Here is a 2,694-nt window from a genome sequence, read left to right as displayed (position 1 = left end):
TGTAGAGTGAAACCCCGGGTTCATTGAGAGAAGAGACTTTTTTTATTTCAGTGATCATATTGTATTTGAAAACTCAACTGTTTGTTTTCAGTTCGGGGTCGGCATCGGAATAGATTCCTTTTATACAGTATTTCATCTTTTCAATACCGATACCGATGCCGATTTAGTGATATACAAGCAAAATACTCATTTCACGGTACTTTATCCTTTAAAATAAAAGGTGCGGATGGTATAATATCTTATAGTCAGGGAGCATGTCAAGTGAGAAAGGGACGTAGTGGTTCGGTATAGCATCGATGAACTGACTGAAGACATGATTCTGGGTGAATCGATTTTCCTTCCCACCGGAGAATTACTTCTTGCAGCCGGATTCAAGATTAAAGACAGATATAAGGACAGGCTCAGAGAGCTTGGTTACAAGAGTGTCCTTGTGGAGGTGGAGGGCACCGAGGAGGCTCATCCTGAAGCTGTAGTATCGGAAGAGATACAGCGAAAGATGTATCAGGAGATAGAGTCTACCTCCAGGAATCTCAGCAGCACTATAAAGGAAATCCATAAGCTCAGTGAAGAGGAAATAAAAAACATCCTGCACCAGAACCGTGCATATCTTAACAAATTTATTCTGAACACCGGGATGACAAAAACTCTTCAGGAGTTTATAGATGAGATCATGGGACAATCCTCTCTTGTGCTCAATCTTTCCTCCCTGAAAAAGGCAGAACATAGTTTACTCTCCCATTCTCTTAACGTAACGATTACTTCGCTTTGCATAGGGAGAAAGTACAGATTTCCTTATGATGAGCTCAGGCAATTGGGGATAGGGGCCCTCAACTACGATCTGGGGCTTATTGCCATTCCTAAAAATCTGCTGCAGAAAAACATGTCTGATTTTGATGCTGAAGAGGCCAGGATTTACAAACAGCATACAATTATCGGTTTTATGATGCTTTCCCAGAATCACTCCGTTCCGGTCACAGGCGCAGCAGTGGCACTTCAGCACCATGAGAGGGAAAACGGGAGTGGATATCCTCAGGGTTTAACAGGTGATAATCGTCCTCCTCTCAAGGATTTCTCACGCAAACATCTGATCCACAGGTTTGCCCAGATTGTAGCTGTCGCCGAGGTTTACGACATGTTTATCTCAGGCCGTCCACGGGAAAAAATAGAGCCGATGCCTGCAAAGGATGCTATAAGGAAGATCATACAAATGAGCGGTACGGAACTTAACTCCGATATCGTAAAGACGCTCTGTACGATGGTGCCGCTCTATCCGGTTGGCACCCGTGTCCGCATTACAAGATCACCTCATTCACAGATGGACGGCTATTACGGGGTGGTCGCAAAGGACAACCCGGATAATCTGGAGTGTCCGCAGGTGATCATCTACGAAACAAAAAACCATCAGAAGATTAAACCTGTACTGATCGATTTCTCAAAACACAGCGGCTATGGTATTGAGCTTCTGGTCTGAGTAAATAGAAGAATCCTCTCGCTGGAAGCGCTCCCTTAAATAAGGGGGGTAGGGGGATACTCATTCATAAAGCTCTATTTGAAGATGAAAATGGTGACACTATTTCTTATCAATAAATAGATTGAAACAAGAGTTGCTGTTTTTTACAGTTTCAATAAGAAATCATTTGTCCCTTTGTAATTGATAATGGAAAACGCAGGGAGATGTAAAAACAAATAGTCATTACTTGAAAAGTGGGTATTAATTATACTGACACTGTATTTGTAATAAAACGTAGGGCAAAGAAGAATAAAGATGAGTGGATTTTTCCCGATGCTGTTAATTTGTTTATCTGACAGGATATTCTGATCTGATAGTAGGTTCAGGATACCATCCTGTACAGACAATCCATTATCCGGGTACTGTTAAAATGACTCACGTTGGATGTGATGTTGTCGGTTTTGATACTCTGCATTTTATGATTTCAGGAGAAAAAATTAGAAAGTTTAACTGCATGGAGGACCTTTTCAGGGAAACCGCAATAGACAGTATCAAATTTCGTCAAGGAAAGAATCTTTTGAATAGATAATCAAATCTGCTATGATTGACCACAAGGAAATTAACACATAAGATCTGTGTTCAATCCACTCCCACCAGACTTCTCACCCTTTCCAAAGTTGAAGAGATCACCTTCCTGGCTTTGGCTGCACCCTTTTCTCTTATTTCCTTTACCAGTCCGGGTTTGCTTTCAAGTTCCTCTCTGCGTTTGCGGAAAGGTTCAAAGTAGTCCCACAGTACATCGAAAAGCTCCTTCTTCGCTTCACCGTACCCGTAACCTCCGGCCCTGAATCTCTCAGCCATAATTTCTGTCTCAGATGCGGATGCAAAGTGCTTATATATAGTAAAGATAATGCTTTTTTCCGGTTCTTTTGGCGCATCTACGGGTGCAGAATCGGTGACTATGCTCATCACTTTATTTTGTATCGATTTCTCATCACCAAAAATTTCTATGGTATTTCCATAGGATTTGGACATCTTCTGACCGTCAATTCCAGGTACTACTGCCAGTTCCTCTTTTATCTCAGGTTCAGGAACAGTAAAAGCGTTACCATAAGTGGAGTTGAATTTAATCGCAAGATCCCTGGCAATCTCAAGATGCTGCTTCTGGTCTTTTCCCACAGGTACTCTGTTTGCCTGATAAGCAAGAATGTCCGCAGCCATTAGAACCGGATAGGAAAAAAGAC

Annotated in this window: 2 protein-coding genes; one reads left to right on the top strand and one right to left on the bottom strand. The window is 41.9% G+C overall.

The features are described from left to right. The first annotated feature begins 277 nt into the window (after positions 1–277). Positions 278–1,471, top strand: coding sequence for a hypothetical protein (locus GX089_12315; GenBank protein ID NLP03273.1), 1,194 nt, complete (start codon positions 278–280; stop codon positions 1,469–1,471). Between the two features lie 618 nt (positions 1,472–2,089). On the opposite strand, the gene GX089_12310 is transcribed toward GX089_12315, so the two are convergent. Then, on the bottom strand, positions 2,090–2,694 hold a 605-nt coding region (locus GX089_12310; protein ID NLP03272.1), incomplete at its 5' end, for a tryptophan--tRNA ligase.

Source organism: Fibrobacter sp. (assembly GCA_012523595.1).
GTDB lineage: Bacteria > Fibrobacterota > Chitinivibrionia > Chitinivibrionales > Chitinispirillaceae > JAAYIG01.
The sequence above is the reverse complement of the archived record's forward strand: the minus strand, read 5'-3'. Positions and strand labels throughout refer to the sequence as shown.